Below are 20,749 nucleotides of genomic sequence, written 5' to 3' on the forward strand. Positions count from 1 at the left end.
TAGGTATTTGATATTGGAATCGTATCATTTTATGATTGTATTGAAAAGATTAGCGTTTTAGAGGGGAGTATAACAATGAATATGAAAGATTTTATAAATTTTTGTAAGGCCGGCAAGCCTATTTCAGGCGAGGATAAAGAATTACATGATCTACTAGTTCAATGTAGCTATGAAGCCCAGAAGATAACAATGAAATTAAATACATCTTATCATTCTAAAGAAGAGATTGTAGCGATATTTAGTGAATTAACAGATAACAACATTGATCCATCTTTTATGTGTTTTCCACCGTTTCATACAGACTTCGGTAAAAATATTACAATTGGAAAAAACGTATTTTTTAACACTGGATGTTCCTTTCAAGATAGAGGCGGAATTCATATAGGAGACAATTGTATGATCGGTATGAATGTTACAATTGCCACACTTAATCACGGGCTAACTTTAGAAACAAGAAATACGACATACGCTTCCCCTGTTATAATTGGTGAAAATGTATGGATTGGTTCTAGCGCAACAATACTTCCTGGTGTTACAATTGGGAACAATTCAATTGTTGCTGCAGGTTCAGTTGTTACAAAAGATGTACCTGCAAACACCGTCGTTGCAGGGGTGCCTGCAAAAAGTGTGAAAGTCATTCATAGCAATTAAAAATATTCTAGATTTTTGAAATGCAAACAAGCTACTTTGATTGAAATTTGCTTTACTGCTTATATATTTATTTTATCGCTCTTGTTAAGAATTTTATTTCTCTTTGTGAGAAGAGAATGTACCTATATATTTTTCTATACCGCAATAAAAAGACTTATAGAATGATTCTATAAGTCTTTTACTATAAGGAATTAACCTATACCCATCGATTAACAAATTCAAAAACCAAAAGATTCGCGATAAATAAATTTCTAATAAATCACTATTCTCTCTAGTCATCAAAAAGTTCACAATAGTTGAGCAGTTCCTTTTACTGCCTCGTAGCCAAAATATATTCCAAACAGAATTAAAACAATGCCTGCTACTATAGAAATCCATTTCATTACTGTATGATTAATAAATCTTCTACCAAAATGAATAGATGTAGCCATAAATATATCCCAAAGCATAATCCCAGCAAAAATGGCTGCACTATACCATAAAGCTTGTTCTTTTCCAATAGTATTCATAGCACTAGTTAGAACTGATCCATATATCCCTATCCAAAAAATAATATTTAATGGATTAGAAATTGCGATAGCAAACCCCGATAGAAAAGATTTTAAAGGATGTTCTTTTTCACCTGATGAAATATATTGAACTTGTTTAGTAGCTTCTTTCATACTTTCATAACCCAAATAAATCATCGTTACAAAACCAAAAATCCAAATGCAAAGTTGAGCAACTGGAGTTGTTAAATAAGTCGAAATACCAAAGTAAATTAAAAACATCATTACAACATCTGCTGACATTGCCCCGACTCCTACTAACCATGCACTCAAAAAACCATTTTTTATTCCTTTATTTATTTGAGCAACATTAATTGGACCGACTGGTGCAGACAATGAAATCCCTAATAATATATAACTGAATATCATGCTAATCATTTTTCTTCAACCCCGTAATAGGACATCTCATTACACTTTCTTCATTTGTTTCTGGTAACATATATTGTTTCCATTCAAAGGTTTCTTTTATTCCGTAATCCCCTATATCTGGATGCATTGGAATATCATCATATGCTAACAAACGTTTTCTAATCACTTTCCGCACTTGTTTCCCTTGTTTTGTATCACCTGTAATATCATCCAGAGTACCTCGAGGTTGTAACGTAATTTCAAGGCCGGTTCCTGTATATCTACTTTTTCTTTCAGAATATATTGGAGCCCTACAAACGACAAATATAGGTTCACCACCAAAACAAAATTCCCATTTAGCGTTATAAGGATCTATTGGAATTTCTGCATTCCATGGCTCCGGATCATTTCTCATTAAAAATTGTAATACATTCCAAAATTGTTTTTTGTATTCTTCAGCCAGTAATTGTTTATTAGAGGGTTTAAAAAATATTACTAAAGTAGTTCTCTTTGCAATTTGTTGATATGTTTTAATATATTCATAAATCCCATCTCTTAGTTTGAACAATTCATTTTCATCATAAGCCGATTCGGAAAATATATATCTAGACCAACCATGTTTCTCAGAATCCACTGCAAAATAACACGGAAATGGTTTAGATTGATCTAAAATGCTATCGTGAAAATTATTGAAAGATACAGTTTTCCACTCATCTAAAATCCCTTTATTTTGTTCTTCAATTATTCTCTTTTGATTGTATAAATACATTTTTGTAGTTGGCATTATTAAAATCCCCCCTAATATATTTATGATTTTTTCTCATATAGTAAAATATCATTCTCAACAATATTTAAAATTTCATTTATACTTTTTGTAGGTATTTCAATTGTTATCTCAGGTATACCGGGAGATAACAAAAATTTATTATAGTTATAAATTTTTCGATCTATAATAAGTGTGATTTCATTTGAATAGCCAAATGGAGATACACATCCTGGAACACAAGAAGTTTTTTCTATTAACTCCTCGGCTGAACAAATAGAAATCCTTTTTCCAACCAACTCTTTCATAAGTTTTGAATCTAATTTTTCTCCTTCAACAGTTACAAATATGTAATAGTTATTTGATTTATCTTTTAAAAATAAACTTTTACTGGGTACACCTTCTAATTTAAACCTTTCTCTAATTTTTCTATCTGTTTCATAATCTAATATTGGTTCATGTGTATATTGTTTATACGATATAGCCGCTTCTTCTAACAGTTCTACTACTTGTTTATACATATTTATCCTCCCTTTGATTTCATTACACAATTTGAAAAGATAGCCTTTTCTATTGCTGTTCCCCCTCCCTATTCTTTTTCACAATATATTCAATTATAGTTTACGAAACAATTAAAATTGAAATAAAATACATATTTGTAATATAAATGGAATCAAAATATAAAACCTATATTAATCATTAATTTCATAATAGTCAATCATTTAGACGCAAATCATAATTATCTATTTTTGTATACTTAATTCTATTTGTTATTAATTCATACATATTGTTTCTTTAAAAAAAGGACTTGTATATGTGTTCTATTTTTCATCTTCCAAAAATGTTTTGTTTTATCCTTCGGAAATGCGTCAACATTTATACGCTTTAAGATATTAATTCATACGATAAAAGTACATTATTATGTAAATTAAGGAAATACATTCGAATATTTTTCAACAAAAATCAGAATTTACTTATTATTAACTCTAAAATCTAGAACTACTTACCTTTGTATGTTCCAATATTTTAAAAATGTAAAAGTCACTATAAATAAGAAATATCAAATAAATATAATAGATTTATAGTAAAATGAAAAAATTTAAATACATCATTACTTTTCTTGTAACAGCACGTAAAAACCCCGAATCATGGGCAGTAAATTGCTCATGATTCGGGGTTTTTTAAGACTATATTTTAATAACAATTAAATCGCATACAAGTCCTTATATACCTCTATAGTAGAACTCTTTTCATCTATTATTTCTTAAATTCAATTTGCATCATTTTATTAAACTGTGTAAGAATATCAACCGGACCTAAAGAGTTAACATTGACAGCAAATGTATGCTTGCCTCCAATTACTCCACCAACAAAAGTCATAAACCCAGGAATTGATCCTCCGTGCCCCCAAACTGAGACACCATTTGGAAGTTTCGTCTCATAGATCCCAAGGCCATATCCATCACCAAGACCTTTTCCTTCTATAGGAACTGTAGTAAGCATTTCTTTTAGCTCGCGTTCTTTCAATAAATTACCACCGAGCAAAGATGAAAAGAACTTATTTAAATCGTCCGCATCTGAAATCATATCTCCCGCTGAATTAGCTAAACTCGGATTATAATACGTCATGTCTTTCAATTCACTTGTTTCATCAATTTTCATATACCCTCGAGCATGATTCTTTCCTGGTATGACTGGTGAATTACCTGGTAAAAACGTATTTGACAAGTCCAAAGGTTCAATAATTCGCTTTTCAATTTCTTCCGCATAACTATTACCAGTTATTTTTTCAATAAGCATTCCTAGTATTACGTATCCTGTGTTTGAATACGACCAACCTTTACCTGGCGAAAAATCTGGAGGTAGAGCAAGTCCTATTTTCACTATTTCTTCTGCTGTATACGTTTTTTTCGAATTCATAATGTCAGCTTCTTTTGACTTTAAATATTCAGCTATACCACTTGTATGGTTCAAAAGTTGACGTATCGTAATTTGATTGCCATCATATCCATTTCCTTGAATGAGGCCAGGTAGCCACTTTTCAATAGAATCGTCAAGTTGCACGCGATTTTCTCCTACTAATTGAAGAACAGTCGTAGCAGTAAAAGTCTTCGTCACACTTCCAATCCGAAAACGATAATCTGATTTCATCGATTTCTTTGTACTTAAATCCGCGACGCCAGCATTATAACTACTAATTTTCCCGTTATTATACGTCTTAGCTAATACCCCCGGCGCTCCAATTTGGATTGTTTCCTGCATGACTCTTTTCCAACCATTCCGATTCTTTTGATCATGTGCTTCTGACGGATTAGAAATATTTTGAGTAGACTCTGCTTTTACAGTAAAACCTGGTGTGAATAAAGTAGTACCCGCTAATAAAACTGCCAAACTTGCTAACTTAATGGAATAACTTTTTTTCATAAGGCTTTCTCTCCTCTATTCATATCGTATTGATTCAAGCTATACTTTCATCCTATATGATAAACCTCTCTTTTTTCTTATCCATTCCTTACGAAATACTTACGTTCAAAATTTGACGACCAGATGGGAAAAAGTAATGTATGAAAATAAAAAAGAACGTGTTTTCAATTTATGAAAACACGTTCTCTTACATACTTAAAACCCTATACCAACTTTTTATTTCATTCACTTTTACCACCCTGCACTAGCGTTCATGCCATTTCCGATAATAGTAAGTAGTACTGGCCACAGCACTGGTGCTAACGTAAGAAATAAATTTAGCAGTATAAGTATTCTATATCCCCCAGGAATATGGTGATTTTTACGATTAACAAATACTACAAAAACTAACAATATTATGGTCGTTACAAACAAAAGTAACACTAACAACCAATACCAAACCATTAAACTGAGACTCCATGGCTGTAATAGCTCGTGTACAATACCAAAGGTGATTCCCAATACTGCAAAACTAAAGGTAGTAATTGTTGCTTTGATAAACAATTTACTTAATTTTTTATCGTATGTATACTTACAATATAAATCTATTAACGTGTATAAAGATAAAAAGGCCATGAATACACCTACCCAAGACAATAACCAGTCTCCACCTCCTCTAACTAACATAAACAGAAACCAACACATCCCTGCTGCAGAAAAAACAAAGGAAAGGAGTATGTTTTTCAATACCGGTTTCATTCTATTTTCACACCCTTACAAAAATTTAAATATAAATTATATTTTTTTATTTACATGATACCCGTAATGGATTCATCACTTTTTCATTCTATATTGATGAAGTGAAGATAACCTCAAAAAAAATTCAACGAGCAATACTCTACAAAGGCTACCTTTTTCCATTGGTAGAGATATAAAAAAGTAAGTATACATTACCATGTAATTAAATATAAGTAAATGAAATTAATTTAAAGTTAATTTCATTTACTTATATTAATGTCACGCCTTCCCGTCTCGCTCTATCCATCGAACAGTCTTCTCTACATCTAACTCCGTATACGTCTTTTCTCCATATCGGACAGACTCATATATCGGAATAATATCTCGCGTTCTACAAATTCTGCTTAACCATTGTTGCATCGTTTCATATGACCTTCTCTGTTCATGAAACGGTAATGTTCTTTCCCATTCCACTAAAGTTTGCCTTATCTTATCTTTAAGTAACGGCTGTTCTAACTGATGCTTCACTTTCTTGTTCTTTTCGGTTCTATCCATATTTTCTTTTGTTATCGATTGTTTATCCTGTTCTATTTCTAATTTCGTTACCTTTCTCCTCATTAATTTATAAAAAGCAAATAGAATGACAACTGCAATAATTACATAAAAAACGACACTAATCCATGCATTTGAAAGAACAGAAAACACATCAGTCCATGAATTTTTTCGTACAAAAAGTGGAATTTTCCTATCTATTTTTGTTCTTGTATCTACAACTCCTGTTTCTTCATCTATAATTCTTTCAGGTTCATCAAACTGTTCGTCTAAACTAGTAAAATCATAATTTCTTTCCGATATTGTCTCCGTCTTACTAGAAAAAAGCCCTTTTACTATGTCTTGTAGATGCACAACACCTTGTGATAACGTTATCGCACTAACCGTAAAGAAAAGTATCATGAAAACTCTAATACTCCAAATCTTCACCTTCATATGTCGCTCTTTATTAGCCATGACATAAACCCCTTCTTATTCTTTAATTACAACCCATTTATTCGTTCTGGTGTATTTCCTTGGAGAAGTACCCAGAATTAAAGGAACTGCATCCAATTCTTTTCGACGAAAACCTGCTGTGTAAAAATAAGTGGAAGATACAGGAGTATCTTGGTCCGATATTGAGGCAAGTACTTTTAATACATTTTGCAAATGTTTCCGGTTATGACCGTTCTTTATATGCAACAATCCATTGTCTTTTACGCTATTGATCCAAACTTCAAATGAACAGTTTTGCATAAGCAGTTGTTTACATATGCCTGCTGTTAATTCAATTAGTTCCTCTGTATCATTTCGCAAAGAAATACCGCTTTTATTTTGCAAGTTGAGATATATCGCATATTTATCTGATTGTGTTCGCTCGTACTTTTTCGCGGTTATCGTCCCTGTTTTCGCTGTCGCACTCCAGTGGATAGAACGAAAATCTTCATTTTCATACGACTTCACTCCCATTACTTTCGTTTCGTCATATAAGGGTGATGACATCGCTTTTCGAAATCCTCGTGACCATTCTTGTAATTCAGGTACTTGCATTTTCGGAACAGCTGGTAAAACTAAATAGGACGGCGTTTCAACTTGTTTATATGTTATATGGTTCGTTATGAATCCAAAGGGATCAGTAATGACAATTTCTACTTCTTCCCATTTCGCAAGTCCTCTTTTTACAGCTACAGCTTGTAAATCAAATGAAACTGACTCTCTTCCTTTTAAATGTAAATTCATATAATAATTTGAACCTGTATTCGTATTTTTGTTTATTTCATCATGATTCCAAGTTAACTTATTTTCACATTTAAATCGAAATACGATATTGAAAATAGGGAATAACGACTTGTTTGAAATTTTCATTTTGCACACATTCGCTTCACCTATAAAAACGTTTGAATTCCCTTGACTGTATTCCCATTCAACAAGAGATACTTTACGTATGTATACATGCATCGCACCTATTAAAATTACATACAAAAATACGAGAGATAAAAACAATAGATTACTTGAAAATACACATAAAATAACGGCTACAACTGACATAACTCCCATTACGAAAGGCTCCGCTAAAGGTGTATACACAAGTTGTTGATTCATTGTACATTCTCCACTGGCACATTAATCGTATGAAGAATTTCTTTCATGATTTGTTCTCTCGTTGTTTTCATCTCCCCCTCAATCGTTAACGTTAAACGATGAGCGCAAACAGATGCTGCGAGCGTCTTTATATCATCTGGCGTACAATAGTCTCTTTCATTTAATATTGCTCGTGCTTGAATCGCTCTCATAAATGCCAACGTCCCCCGCGGACTTACACCAATTTCAATTAACTCATGTTTACGCGTTGCCTCAATAATTTCAAGTAGATAATCTTGCACATCATTCCCTACTAACACTTCTCTTGCTCGTTTTTGCACTGTAATAATTTCTTCAGTTGAAATAATTGAATGTAACGTTTCTAACGGATCATTCATTTGAAAACGATTCATCATCTCCTTTTCTGCTTCCCTCGTAGGATAGCCTTGACGTATAGTTAGTAAAAAACGGTCTAGTTGAGCATCAGGTAAAGGAAATGTACCGGCCGATTCAAGAGGATTTTGCGTTGCAATTACTAAAAAAGGTTCTGGTAATGAATGTGTCTGTTTCGCAATCGTAACAGTACGTTCTTCCATCACTTCCAATAACGAAGATTGCGTTCTCGGTACAGCACGATTAATTTCATCCACTACTACTATATTTGCAAAAATAGGACCTAACCTCGTTTTAAATTCCGATTCCTTCACATCAAAATATTCAAGACCAATAACATCGCCCGGCAAAGTATCCGCTGTGAATTGAATTCTTTGAAATTTAGCGTCTACACTTTTAGCCAAACTTTTCGCTAATGTTGTTTTCCCCGTCCCAGGTACATCCTCTAATAAAATGTGCCCTCTTGCTATAAGAGCTATAGCTGCAAGTTCAATCGCTTCATCCTTACCTATAATAACCTTCGAAATATTGTTAGTAATTTTCTTTAATGTACTCATATATTAACCTACCACCTTTAAATTTTCTAAAAATTAAGAATATATACTTTCCAAATTATAACATATAGCACAAAGTTGAAACAGAGCAACAAGCAAACTTATATTTTTACTTTACTTCACGTAAAAAAAGCACCTATTGTCCTCTGTTGACAATGAAGTGCTTAACTCACGTGATTTTCATATTGGGCATTTGACACCTTATATAAATACATTATCTTTCCTCTCTGCACAAATGAATATAATGACCAAAATCAGGAAACACATCCCATTTATTTTCAGGATCATCATAATTCTCTCGTTCCTCAACTAACCCTCTATTCACATCCACCTTTTCCATTACTGTATAACCATTTTCGTGGAAATTGAAAATCATGCTAGTTTTTTCTTTTTCATTCGTATCATTATATTCCCAATACATAGCTGTTCTTAAGAAAATTCTATTATCATTTATAACTTCAAAATCATAATTTAAATACTTACGAACTAATTCATCATAAAACCCAACTGAAACCCAATCTTTTGTAATATTAATAACATACTTAATCCTTTCACCTTCAATTAACAAGGCCGTATATGGTTCGTTATTTTGATGACACAAATATGCTTTACACTCATCAATCATATTCCAAGGTTTCTTTCTAATATCTGACCACTCGTCACAATAATAAATTTTCATAGTTAATAGTCCCTACCTTATAAACCTCTTAAAAATATACCTCTTTTCTATTTTTTTCATCATATTCTATAAAACAAATACTGTAAGTCAACACTTATAGACTTACCATGATCGTTAATAGTCTCAATTGATATTCACTTCATTTCTTATCTATGTCACCCCAAATATCAACATCACATTCATTTAAAATCACTTTCATTTCGTCCTTCTCAAATACTACTAAATAATTATACGGTAAGGCTAGCACTTAAATAATTTCAGGTTTCATTTTTAATAATTCATGGGCATATATGATTTCCAATTCTCCTGATACTTCTTCATTGTTAGGACCTATATACCAACCTGAATCACCTTCATCACAACCAATAGATCTTTGTAAAAACACCTCTTCTTGTTGCAACACATTTTTCGCTATCACAATCTTATCGTTAAATTTTATTAATTGTCTCTCTATTTAACTAGTAACGCTTTATATAATCGTTCAGAACGTTTCTCGATTTTATTATTTGCATTTACCATAAATTCAAAAATTCTGCTTTGAACAATTTGATTTTTTTGAATTTCCGATAGTTTGCGAGCCTTTACTTTATTAAATGAATTTGGCAATGGGTATTCAAAACAATGTCCCTTCCATAACTCTAATTTATCATCAATAAAGTCTTGCATATAATAATCTGTTACGAAAGTATCGAAAGAACGGCCTAAAAAACTTTGTAGTGACATTAATGTTAAATCCCAATAATCTCTAGTTGCAATAGCACGCCCAACGTTAAATCCTTTAGGCAATAATGTCATATTTCCTATTGTATGTGTCACTGTAGCAAAACGCATAACATCGGGATGATTATTAATATTTTCATAATGATTAAACACTTTTTCAGACAATAACCATTCATACCTTAACAGCTTTAAGGCATTTTTTTTAATTGATTTAGGCTTTACACCACGATTATTACAGAATGTATTAAAATCATTTTCCCAAAATGACTTATCACTTGATAGCAATAAAAGCCGGTACGTTTGATAAAAAGAATTCATAGTATCTAAATCTACATTGTTCAAGTTTTTATTTACATATATTTTAGAATATATCTCTAAAACAAGATCACATCTATCACAGTCAAATTTTTCTTTTACTCTGTTTAAAATTCTTTCTTGATAATCTTTTTTGTACAAAATAAATTTTTTTACAGGATGTAATTCTTTTTGCACTTCAAATGATGGTGAAAGGTTTTTAATATCAAAGTGAATTACTTCATTTTTATCTAGTTTAATAAAATCTGCCAATCTCAATTCAACAGCCTTCTTTCCCTTTACTTTTTAGTAACTATACGCTCTTTTTTCTCCAACGCATGCATTTTTTTCAATTAACTAGTAAAATGTATTCTAACATTACATATGATGACAACCATTTCAATTTGTTCGTTATAGAACTTCCTCTACATCGACACTCTTAATCTTCACTTCATACATATTTGGGATGTTTGCTTCTTTTGGTACCCATGCATAATAATTTTGATCATTCTCTAAAATAAATTGAATTAACTTTGTTTCTGATCCATTCCAGAAATTTTTAAGATTATCAATGTAGTCCTCTAAATCTTCTTTATAGTCCAATTGTAATATATAATCTCTTACCGTCAGAGCAAACACAATTAAACTTCCTAATAGATTTTTTTGCTCATTTTCTTCTTCATACTCTTGTGGTAAGAACCACACTTGACCTATTCCTATCGTTTTTTTGTATTTTTCATAAAAACTACTATCATCCATATTCTCATAATCATGTATTAATTCATTGACCAATGAATGCCATCTTGGAGGAATAATATTTTCCAATGTAGGATTATGTTCAATTCCTTCTACTATATCCTCGATTTCTTCTGTCTCATCTTCATAGTGATATTCACTTAGGTCTATATGCTTAAATTTCATTTCATTTTTATAATGTGCCAAATCATATGGATAATGGTTATTACCTTTTAAACTTGTATCATCAAGTTCCAAAATTTTCGCAAGCGCCGCTGTTTCAAAACTCCAATATCCTACATATCCAGGTTCTTTATGCGCATTTTTCCATTCATAATCATAATGGCCTCTAAACCATTCTTTCTCCATGTACGTTTGCAATCTTTTAGACGCTTCTTTTTTATCTGTTTGTGCAAGTTCTATAATCTCTCTCGTTTTTGCATATGGATTTTCTTTAAAATAAACATTCGTCATTTTTGTGTATCCGATATCACTAGCGCATAAGAGGAAATCGATTACTGCATCATTCACATTTTTTTTATCAACTATCTTTTTTAATCTTTCTATATTCTTTTTATCCGTCTCTAACAAAATTCCTAAAGAAATTATCCAAAGCATATATATATAACCCACTTTGCTAGTCCCTGTATGCTCTAAATCATCTATCGCATTATAAAAATATACTTCCATTTTACTAATGTCTTCTCCTAAAGAATACATTGCCCTAATGTCGTTCATCTCATGTATAAAATTCGACAAATAATTTTCTAATACAATACTTTTGTTATCATTAGGATATCTTTGAATACCATTTTTTTCATCTTCTTCTAAACTTTTAATCTCTTCTCTATTTTCTTCGATAAACTCTTTATGATATTCTATTCCCCTTTTACATTTTTCTTCTATACATAAATGATCTCTCATTCTTTTTAATTCCTCCTCGCTTCTAGATTATGGCCACTCTCCAACGATGTTACCCTTTGCATCTATCTTAAATGTTTTAACCTTTCCACTACTATCAACTTTTGATAATACTCTTTCAACTTTACCTCTTTTCAAGGCTTTCGTAATCTGTTCAGCTAATACTTCATCTCCCTCAACAGCTTTTAATATTCTACTTTTTCCAGTTTCAGAACCTTTCAACCAATCATTTGACATTTGTCGTCCATCTTTAGTTTTCCCCAATTGTGAACTACCAAACTTAGCCTCATCTATAACGTATTTGATCTTTGATTCTGCATTTGCATTTTCGTATAATCCATCAATCCCTTTTACTATTTTATCATTTATGCCTGATGGTGTACTTTTTCCGACTGGCTTTAAATCAAATCCAGCTTCTTTTAAACTTTGATTATTCAATAAATTGTCACTAGATTTTATTTCACCATAATTCCCTTTTTGCTTATTGGTAGCTGTTTTTGCATCAAAATTATCTACAGTTGTGTTTTTGTTACTGCTATGTTTACCGTTAGCCGCACCTCCACCAGAAGACTGGATTTTTTGAATAGTATCCTTAGTATTTTGAATCGATTTATTCCAAACAAATCCACCATGTACAAAAAGACTTGCCCCAGTAGCTGTTGCTGCTATATCTAATGGAATAACAATTGGTGATGCTAACCCACCAGTTCCTACTTCTGCCACGATAGTTAAGAAATTAGATCCGCCTATGAGCGAGATACCTTCAAACATTTCTACAATGGACCCGGCTATTGATATAACATTTCCAGCCAACCTTCCAGCTTGGTAAGTTGTCTTACTTTCTAATTTATCATTCTCATGTGGTTGTAGTCCAAAAAAGTTTTCTAGTGCTGCATCACCAGCACCTTGAAAAAATTCGATAACTCCATGCAAAAATGTTTGCGCATAAATGGCTGTTTTTTCATGCCATGATCTATTGTCTTCCTGCTCTTGTAAGTTAAATTGTTGTTTTTGCAAAGTAATTTGTTTCATCTCGGTTTGACAAGCTTGTTCTTCTATAATCCCCTGAATTGAACTCACCCAATCCATATTCAACCCTTGTGTACTAAACGTCCCACTCACAGGACTAAATCCTTTCCCGCTTTGCACTTCAGCGAGTCCGGCTGTGATGCTAGCCGCTAATTGGAGGGCGGTGCTGTAGTTGTTGCTGGATGAATGATTGAATTCATATAAATGCTCTAGTTTTTCTTCTAGTTTTTTTCTCATTGCACCTAATACCGTTACAATTGCACCTACTCCGGGCATTGGTGTAAGTACTTCTACTGCTTCTATACTAGCGATCGATTGATTGGCATGTCTCGTAGAGTAAACTGCTACGATAATCCAGTCGTTGAAAACTTCTTTATATCATGAAAGAGAATTGTGGAAGCACTTCAGCATTTGAAAATTTTGTTTTTGTATTTTGGGATATATAATTCACCGTACCAAATATTGTAATTCCGAAACAAAAAGCACTTGTTGCTTTTAGTTGGCAATCAAGTGCTTTAAGTTTATCTGCTTATTAAGTAGGATTATTTCAGGGAATTTTCAATTAACTTTACAATATCTTTAAAACTTACGAATTCATTAGTTTCATGTTTATTCCATTTATTTATATTCTTAGCCCACTAATAGCTATCTCGCCTAGTTATTGTTCTTATATTCAAAAGAATTACCTCTCTTCTTTGCACAAATATAAGTATTGGCCAAACTCAGGGAATGTATCCCAATTTCTAGATACATCATCTTTTGTCTCTCGCTCTTCTACTTCTCCAGTTTTAGAATCTTTTTGCTCCATAGCAATATGACCATTTTCTTGATACCCCAAAATCATATTTTTTAACTGTGTATCCCCGTCATATTCCCAATACATTATTGTCCTTAGGAATATTCTATTATCTTCTTTAACAATAAAATCGTAGTGTAAATATTTACGAAGAAAATCATCCAAAAAACTTACCGATACCCATTTATCAGTGACATTTACTAAATACTTTGGCTGCTCTCCATCATTGAGAACAGCAGTATAAGAATGTCGATTTCCATGAAGTATCTTGGCTGCATTCTCATCAATAATATTCCAAGGCTTCTTCTTTATATTAGACCACTTATCACAATAATAAATTTCCATTAATTATACACCTTCCCATTAATATCACGAATAATAATCCCTTTCTCATTCGCCTCTTCAATAATTTTTTGTGGAACTGGTTTTGTTTGTACAGGGACTTCCAAAATTAATTCTCCATCTAGTCGACCACCTTTTAAAGCATTAGGATTAAATTTACCTGAAGAAATTTCTGAACCGGAAGAATACTTTTTAGTAAACTCACTTAAATAACTTAATGCCGTCTTTTCTTTTACTTCAGCCAATTGGATAAATTTCCTCGAGACAATTTCTTCACCCGGAATATAAGAATCCACAACATATTTCTTCCTATTGATTTCCTTTTTCTCTAACTCTACTTCATTATAAGGATATCGAGAGCGCTTTTCCTTATTAAATCTATTCCCTGCTTCCCATTGTTTTTTCACAAAATCGGGTATTGATTTCTTTTTAGATAGTGTTTTATCCATACCCTTATAGTTGTTATCTCATGCTAATGTTTAATTGGGGATTTTTTCAATACACTCAACAAAAGAGACCTCAAATATGAGGTCTCTTTTGTTGACTCTTCTTCATCTATAACTTCCTCTTTACTAATTCAATACCAGACAATCTGCCTTATTGAAATATACTACAATACTAATGAAAACATATTTTTGAAAAAGTTCTTTTCTGCCCTCAGAATTTAGCAAAATAGCTATAAGCTATTACAAATTTAAGCTACGCTTAACTTGCACTAATAAGTCTATTAATCCATTTCTTTCTGGATTTTTTTCCACTTCCTTTTTCACATGTTCTTCCAAATAATTACAAAAAGTTTCAAAGTCCAAATACAATTGTTGTTCAGACTCAACAGCTGGAGAATCTAATTCAACTAACACATGTTTATCATCTAAAGGTGTAGGTAGCTGTGACATATCAAATTCATCTAAATCAGATTGAAAATGAACGAATACTATTTCTTGTCCAAACCCCTCCTTTTTTACAAAAAACTCAAAGCTCTTTCCAAGTACTTACCGTTTATAAAGTTAAAATATATTGACATCAATTCATCATTTTTCTCTTTATCTTCAATAAATTCATAATTACTATTCATTTTATCCTCCTATAAATATTGTATCTTAATATCCTCGGCAACGCTGGCTCCCTTACCTCCACCCTCTTAAACTCCCACAAGCACACCCCACAGGGAAAATTCACCCCATAGGGTAAGTTATAACCGTTTACTAACGAGGGCCTCTCTTTTCAATGAGGCTACATTTTCGAACTGTAATCACTTCTTAATAACTACTAATCTACCTCTATTATTTGTATCCCTTTAAGTTCTGCACAATTATTAATGCCTCTTTTTTAATACTCATCTTCAAATAGACAATTATATATAGTAACACCTGTTTCCTTTAACTCTAACGAAACATCCTCCACTTCAATACTTAACGTTTCTTTATCAAGATTCTTTATTCCGTTACTATCTAATAATTTTAAAATACTACTTCCTATTTTCTTAGATTCATCATTGTATGGCGAGGACTCTTCAACTAGCTCGATTGTACCATTAGTATATCTATATCTTAAATATTTAACCACTGCATATGGCGCGATTGCCGAAATCATTAGCATTACACAATTAATTTCTGATTGCTTCCGAACGTACTCACTGAATTCTACACTACCAAAACGAAATTTCACATCTAGTGGTTGAAGAATGTAAGAAAAACATGTTGAATAACTAAAATCAGTAATATTATCAACGTTTATATTTGATATTTTATTAATTTCTCCATCCCAAAAATGTTTATCAACAAATTTCCCCAAAACATATTGGAAATCACCTTGTTTATATAATTTATTAACAACTTTTAGTATCTCATCACTCATAATTATTCTCCTTTATTGTACAGGGTACCCATGTATATTTCCTTTACCATCCATATGAACCTTTACCCTCGTTTCTCCATTTGGACCTATTGGCTTTCCAAAATCATGCACTCTAACACTTCCGTCTGGCTTTACTGGTGTTCCTTTCACCCATGCTTCTTGTGTCTCTACTACTCCATTTTTCCCTGCTCCCCACTGCGATTTGGTTGAGACATTATTCCCATGACCAGGAACATGTTTACCCTGTTTTCCTGCATCAACTTTTGGAGCACCTGAAACGCCAGCATCAACATGCCCTTGACTTGCTAGTTTATCATTTTTTCCAATGTTCCCTGCTACACTGGCTCCCTGACCATCAACACCTGTACCCTTACCCCCACCAGAAGACTGGATTTTTTGAATAGTATCCTTAGTATTTTGAATCGATTTATCCCATACAAATCCACCATGTGCAAAAAGACTAGCCCCAGCAGCTGTTGCTGCTATATCTAATGGAATAACAATTGGTGATGCTAACCCACCAGTTCCTACTTCTGCCACAATAGTTAAGAAATTCGATCCGCCTATGAGCGAAATAGCTTCAAACATTTCTACAATGGAACCGGCTATTTAATAATATTGTCCTGCTTTTTCTAATGTTTTTTGACATTGAAAAGCATACTATATAACTGCAATTGAAGCCTATGTGCATATACTGTTAGCTTTAATTCATAAAAATAATTTCTATAAATTTATAGCATACCTTTCAATTAAAAAAGCACTTTATTGCCTCAAATAGACAACAAAGTGCTTTAAGTTCATATGTTTTTAAGTAGCATAAATTTGTAAGTTTTGTAGTAACAGTATGACACCTTTTGTATATCATGACAACTACTACGTTAAAACTTACGAGTTTGTACGAGTTCGCTAGTTTTTTGTCCATTCCATGTGTTTATATTCATCACCCAGTAAAATGTCATCTCGCCTAAGCTCGTACTTCGTTTTCTATTCTATTATTGCACATAATACTCTATGATGGTATTCCCTTCATGAAGTACGTATTTTCAAATACCTTATTATTTTTAAGTTAAATGCAAATATACTTCAGTATTCGTTTCTGTATATGTGCTTATGCACATTTAATTTTAGCATCACAAGCTTAGTCGTTCTCATATATAAAGACAAACAGTTAGTTTTATTTTCCTCTCTCTTCAATGTCCTGTATTATTACCCAATCAATACCATCTTCCAACTCATTTTCAAGTTCTTCTAACAACTTAAACCCTTCTTGTTCAATACCAGCATCATATCCATAAACTTCAAAATATCTTTTCTTATATTTTGTATACCAATAATATTTACTGTACAATATGGTATTTTTATCTTCTTTTTCCACTAAATCTATTACATTATTAGTAAAGAACTCATAATAACTTAAAAATCTCTTTAATTTTTCATCACTAATATCCTTTCTAACGACTAAGTTATCTTTTTCTAGTTCAATCATTTTCTTCAATTCTAATTCACTTATTATTTTCATAGTGCTACCCCTTTCTATTCTGGATAATACTTCACTTCTATATCAATATCCATTTTCTTAAATAACCTTTTTAGTTGTTCTACAGCTTTTTCTTCAGATACTAACCATTTTTATCAATATCTAGTAAAAATGTTGAGAAAGCGGACGGTTTATTTTCAACCTTTATTTCATCAAGCTTCTCCTGCCAACAATTAATAATCACTGCCACATGCTGATGTTTATGTAAGTCTACACCCACATAAATGTGTTTCTGTTTTTCATGCATGGTTCATCCTCCTATTCAGCTGTCAATTATTGAATGAAAATGCCGGCAACCTTAGTTCGAGCGTTCACCATCCGATGCGCATTGGTACGAAAGCCTATCCATTTTCACCTTTACATAGGGATATATAAGAAAATGTGTCCCTTTTTTAAGTAACCTTTTAAATTATTGCTTCATGTTTTCCATTTGCCTGTATTTGTCCGTATGTATATATCCCTTGATAAAAACTTTCTCGGTCTAAAATGCGTTTCACTTGCACTTTCGTAAATGCTTTCCCTTGGGTTGTTTGATAGCCTTCTTTATTCAATGCTTCTGCATGATTGTTATGTATCTTTAGTTCCTTTTCACCTTTTTGTTTCATATAGCCAAATGTTACCCTTCCCCCTGCATATCCACCTTCTTTTGCCTTTTTATTTCTTCCTTTCGTTAGCTTCAGCGCTATTTCAAGCCGTTGGTATTGGTCTAATAACTCCATTAAGCCATTGACCAAAAAATCGTTTGGGTCTTTTTTGTGAATGCTGTAAAATGGCTGTTCAATGCTTTTAATGTCACAGCTATATTTCTTCAGCTCTCGTTGTATCAGTACCTTCACAATATCTGACCGCCATAATCGGCTTGTGTTCAGCACCACCACATAATCAATTTGGACAGACGAAAGGTGAGCCAACATCTCCTGTAAGCCCACCCTGTCTATTTCGAATGCTTCTTCATTTAGTTTTGCGCCACTAATTCCTTCATCTTTAAAAATATGTATCAAGTTTAAGCCTTGTTCCTTACAATATGCTTTAATTTCCTCTTCTTGATATTTCAAGCTATATCCATCTCTTGCCTGCCCTTGAGTTGAGACTCGTATATACCCAACAACGTTCAACTTTTCACCCTCCCGTTACATAAATTGTAATTTTCGTAACGCTTTTTAACGAATAGCGAGTATTATACGACCTTCTCTTGTAAAAATACAACCCAAAACTTTAAGCCAAGGTAGCACAAGCAAACACTTTCACGTTATCCATTGTTTATCGCCACGAGCTTTGTCAATCTCGTTAGTTTTTTACCCACTCCATATAATAACTACCCCTGCCTTGTAAAATGTCATCTCGCCTATTTATCGTACTTATCACTCTATCCGAGTATTAAAACCAAACTCCATGATGGTACTACCATCATGAGCTCTCGATTCTCAAGCAAAACATTTTCTTATTGTCTCACTCAATTATCAACTGTTTTAATATAAATTAAAGTAAAAAACCTTGAGAGGCATTTAGCCAATCAAGGTCCTTATATTGTGCTATATCTCTTAAATACCTATATCTAATAAAAAATTTATAAAATCATGAGCAGGCAATTAAGATTCAATAGTTGTTCGATCAACAAAATTTTGATTTTCTTTAATAATCATTCTTGAAAGTCGTCTTCCTGCTCTCTTAAAGAAGAATTCATCAACGAACTCTTGTGAATCAATTTGCGATAGTTGGTTGATAACTCCATTTATTTTATCATATTCAATTCGTCCCATTAAATCTTCATTCGGTCCATATTGATAAACCACCCTCTCTTCATCCTCAAATTCCTTCAACATTAAAACAAAAACTGCCATGAATCTTCACTCCTCATAGTTTTTCTCCCAATTCCATGGTCTTCCAGATTCTATAGTTTTGTCATGAGCTGTTCTATAATTAGTCTGGAATATACCCTCAAATTTTGACTCGAAAATTTCGTGATGTAATAATTGTATATCAGAATCTACTTGTTTCCCATCTATCAATCTTTGCCATGCTTGAGTTAGTTCGTAGTCCGGATCAAATCTCCCAACTCCATGATCCTTTATATGAGAGTTATTAAAAACATGATCTTTAATCCTTTGTATTCTAGCAACAGAAAAGCCTGTATTTTTAGCAATTGCATTCACATCTTCTGTTCCTAGATTTCTAAATTTTTCATACATTTCTTCTGTAATAGCTTCTTCCTTAAAAAACTGCTCTGGGGATATATTTCTTCCACCAGTTTCAGCATATTGTATAGAATTACCCGTACCCTTAGCACCATCTTTTGACTTCGCAAACTTATAATAAGCTTCTATCAATTCACCTTGAGGTATTTTGGTTACAATAGTTCCACCAACACTAGAGAATGCATAGGACGCATCCCTCTTAAATGATTGTAACATTTCAAGCATTGGCTTCAATTCTTTTGCTAGTGTTACTGCATTAGCAATTGTACTTACTCCACTTGATGCTTTTGCTCCTTTTGCGATATGGCCTATTTTTATTTAGTGCCTTATCGCCTAATATTGTGGTAGCTATTTGCCTTGATCCAAGGAGAGATATAATATTTGTTATTCAAATCCATAAAAAGAAATCAACACTTATGAATTGTGATTTCTTTTAACAGATAACTATTTTCCTGTAAGGTTTGTCGCTATATTTGAATATCAATTTACTATCATAATTTTTTGATTCACACGTGAAATTTCTCAAAGAATAAAACCTTTTAGTTTACTAAAAAACCTTGAAAGGCACATAGCCAATCAAGGTTAAATAACTACTCAACATTTACTGAAACAAATGTAGTTTCATCACTTGGAAAATCATCAGGAAATGCATTGCATATTAATTCTTTCGTTATTATTTGATATAAAAATTCTACCATCGTAAGTGAGTAAGTATAATTCTCTGGTGATCTCGATTCATATACCACAATTTTCCACTCGTCAGGTTTTCCATCTGTTAACCAGTACAATTCGTCACCATTATCAGTGTATGCCCATGGAAGTATCCCCCCACTTGAAGGGTAAACATTATGTTTATAATATTGTGGAAAACTTTTCTTAGATTGTATATATGAATTCATCATTTCCTTCTGCCTACCAAGATAATTTACATTTTCATCGTTTACAAAAGGAGTTAATATCCACAAGAAATTGTCAATACCACCTGTACCATAAGTTTCAATAAATTTTACATAGTCTGTAGGCAGACCCGTACCAAGAATACCGAAAAATTCCCCCCATTGTTCTTTATCCCCAGTTTTTTGTGGAAATTTTGGAGGAGGGAGTATTTTAATTAATTTATCCAAATAAATCGAC

At 32.4% G+C, this 20,749-nt stretch carries 19 protein-coding genes and 6 pseudogenes; 1 reads left to right on the forward strand and 24 read right to left on the reverse strand.

Features of this window, described 5'->3' with window-relative positions; genetic code table 11:
• Positions 1-75: 75 nt before the first annotated feature.
• Positions 76-651 carry a sugar O-acetyltransferase gene (locus tag FS802_RS11670; protein ID WP_001056074.1) on the forward strand — a complete coding sequence of 192 codons (576 nt, stop codon included), beginning with the start codon at positions 76-78 and terminating at the stop codon, positions 649-651.
• A gap of 287 nt (positions 652-938) precedes the next feature.
• On the opposite strand, the gene FS802_RS11675 is transcribed toward FS802_RS11670, so the two are convergent.
• The 24 genes and pseudogenes from FS802_RS11675 to FS802_RS11800 form a co-directional block, all read right to left on the reverse strand.
• Complete coding sequence (locus FS802_RS11675; protein WP_000624898.1) at positions 939-1,577, reverse strand: LysE family translocator; 639 nt, start codon at positions 1,575-1,577, stop codon at positions 939-941.
• The gene (locus FS802_RS11680; protein ID WP_001143353.1) at positions 1,570-2,331 is read right to left on the reverse strand and encodes a YqcI/YcgG family protein; all 762 of its coding nucleotides are present in this window, start codon (positions 2,329-2,331) and stop codon (positions 1,570-1,572) included. The genes FS802_RS11675 and FS802_RS11680 overlap by 8 nt, the downstream gene beginning before the upstream one ends.
• A 23-nt stretch (positions 2,332-2,354) precedes the next feature.
• Complete coding sequence (locus tag FS802_RS11685) at positions 2,355-2,831, reverse strand: YbaK/EbsC family protein (protein ID WP_000278060.1); 477 nt, start codon at positions 2,829-2,831, stop codon at positions 2,355-2,357.
• 736 nt (positions 2,832-3,567) lie between these two features.
• A complete protein-coding gene (locus tag FS802_RS11690) occupies positions 3,568-4,734 on the reverse strand; it encodes a serine hydrolase domain-containing protein (RefSeq protein ID WP_000750389.1) in 1,167 nt (388 codons plus the stop codon).
• Between the two features lie 231 nt (positions 4,735-4,965).
• Complete coding sequence (locus FS802_RS11695; protein ID WP_000805747.1) at positions 4,966-5,472, reverse strand: DUF3902 family protein; 507 nt, start codon at positions 5,470-5,472, stop codon at positions 4,966-4,968.
• 258 nt (positions 5,473-5,730) lie between these two features.
• On the reverse strand, positions 5,731-6,459 hold the full coding sequence (locus FS802_RS11705) for a hypothetical protein (RefSeq protein ID WP_001284440.1): 729 nt from the start codon (positions 6,457-6,459) through the stop codon (positions 5,731-5,733).
• A 15-nt stretch (positions 6,460-6,474) separates the two neighbouring features.
• Positions 6,475-7,584, reverse strand: a complete 1,110-nt coding sequence (locus tag FS802_RS11710; RefSeq protein ID WP_001075925.1) for a DUF58 domain-containing protein — start codon at positions 7,582-7,584, stop codon at positions 6,475-6,477.
• Positions 7,581-8,513: an AAA family ATPase gene (locus FS802_RS11715; RefSeq protein ID WP_070168918.1), complete on the reverse strand. Its 933-nt coding sequence runs from the start codon at positions 8,511-8,513 to the stop codon at positions 7,581-7,583. The genes FS802_RS11710 and FS802_RS11715 overlap by 4 nt, the downstream gene beginning before the upstream one ends.
• A 211-nt stretch (positions 8,514-8,724) precedes the next feature.
• On the reverse strand, positions 8,725-9,189 hold the full coding sequence (locus FS802_RS11720; protein ID WP_000708803.1) for a hypothetical protein: 465 nt from the start codon (positions 9,187-9,189) through the stop codon (positions 8,725-8,727).
• A 139-nt stretch (positions 9,190-9,328) separates the two neighbouring features.
• A pseudogene (locus FS802_RS11725) lies at positions 9,329-9,643 on the reverse strand (immunity protein Imm33 domain-containing protein); the annotation flags it as partial.
• Entirely contained in the window at positions 9,640-10,482 is an 843-nt protein-coding gene (locus tag FS802_RS11730) for a hypothetical protein (protein ID WP_001234187.1), read from the reverse strand. The gene FS802_RS11730 and the pseudogene FS802_RS11725, both read right to left, overlap by 4 nt.
• 132 nt (positions 10,483-10,614) lie before the next feature.
• Positions 10,615-11,862 (reverse strand): PoNi-like cognate immunity protein, encoded by a 1,248-nt coding sequence (locus tag FS802_RS11735; protein WP_001204638.1) that lies wholly within the window; start codon positions 11,860-11,862, stop codon positions 10,615-10,617.
• A 27-nt stretch (positions 11,863-11,889) separates the two neighbouring features.
• Positions 11,890-13,218, reverse strand: a pseudogene (locus FS802_RS31505) (hypothetical protein); the annotation flags it as partial.
• Between the two features lie 352 nt (positions 13,219-13,570).
• A complete protein-coding gene (locus tag FS802_RS11750) occupies positions 13,571-14,029 on the reverse strand; it encodes a hypothetical protein (protein ID WP_000409333.1) in 459 nt (152 codons plus the stop codon).
• Positions 14,029-14,475, reverse strand: coding sequence for a hypothetical protein (locus FS802_RS11755; RefSeq protein WP_000361832.1), 447 nt, complete (start codon positions 14,473-14,475; stop codon positions 14,029-14,031). The genes FS802_RS11750 and FS802_RS11755 overlap by 1 nt, the downstream gene beginning before the upstream one ends.
• Before the next feature lie 237 nt (positions 14,476-14,712).
• Positions 14,713-15,101 (reverse strand): annotated as a pseudogene (locus tag FS802_RS11760) (hypothetical protein).
• Between the two features lie 254 nt (positions 15,102-15,355).
• Positions 15,356-15,883, reverse strand: a complete 528-nt coding sequence (locus FS802_RS11765; protein ID WP_001278749.1) for a hypothetical protein — start codon at positions 15,881-15,883, stop codon at positions 15,356-15,358.
• A 12-nt stretch (positions 15,884-15,895) separates the two neighbouring features.
• A pseudogene (locus tag FS802_RS11770) lies at positions 15,896-16,492 on the reverse strand (hypothetical protein); the annotation flags it as partial.
• A gap of 565 nt (positions 16,493-17,057) precedes the next feature.
• Positions 17,058-17,402, reverse strand: a complete 345-nt coding sequence (locus tag FS802_RS11775; RefSeq protein WP_000691896.1) for a hypothetical protein — start codon at positions 17,400-17,402, stop codon at positions 17,058-17,060.
• Between the two features lie 112 nt (positions 17,403-17,514).
• Positions 17,515-17,667: pseudogene (locus FS802_RS11780) on the reverse strand (IS110 family RNA-guided transposase); the annotation flags it as partial.
• 157 nt (positions 17,668-17,824) lie between these two features.
• Positions 17,825-18,535, reverse strand: coding sequence for a recombinase family protein (locus FS802_RS11785; RefSeq protein WP_001103512.1), 711 nt, complete (start codon positions 18,533-18,535; stop codon positions 17,825-17,827).
• A gap of 474 nt (positions 18,536-19,009) precedes the next feature.
• Entirely contained in the window at positions 19,010-19,261 is a 252-nt protein-coding gene (locus tag FS802_RS11790; protein WP_000268086.1) for a hypothetical protein, read from the reverse strand.
• Positions 19,262-19,684: 423 nt separating this feature from the next.
• Positions 19,685-19,979, reverse strand: a pseudogene (locus FS802_RS31510) (cytoplasmic protein); the annotation flags it as partial.
• Between the two features lie 226 nt (positions 19,980-20,205).
• Positions 20,206-20,739, reverse strand: coding sequence for an SMI1/KNR4 family protein (locus FS802_RS11800; protein WP_000359353.1), 534 nt, complete (start codon positions 20,737-20,739; stop codon positions 20,206-20,208).
• Positions 20,740-20,749 lie beyond the last annotated feature (10 nt).

The organism is Bacillus sp. DE0042, assembly GCF_007680225.1.
GTDB lineage: Bacteria > Bacillota > Bacilli > Bacillales > Bacillaceae_G > Bacillus_A > Bacillus_A wiedmannii.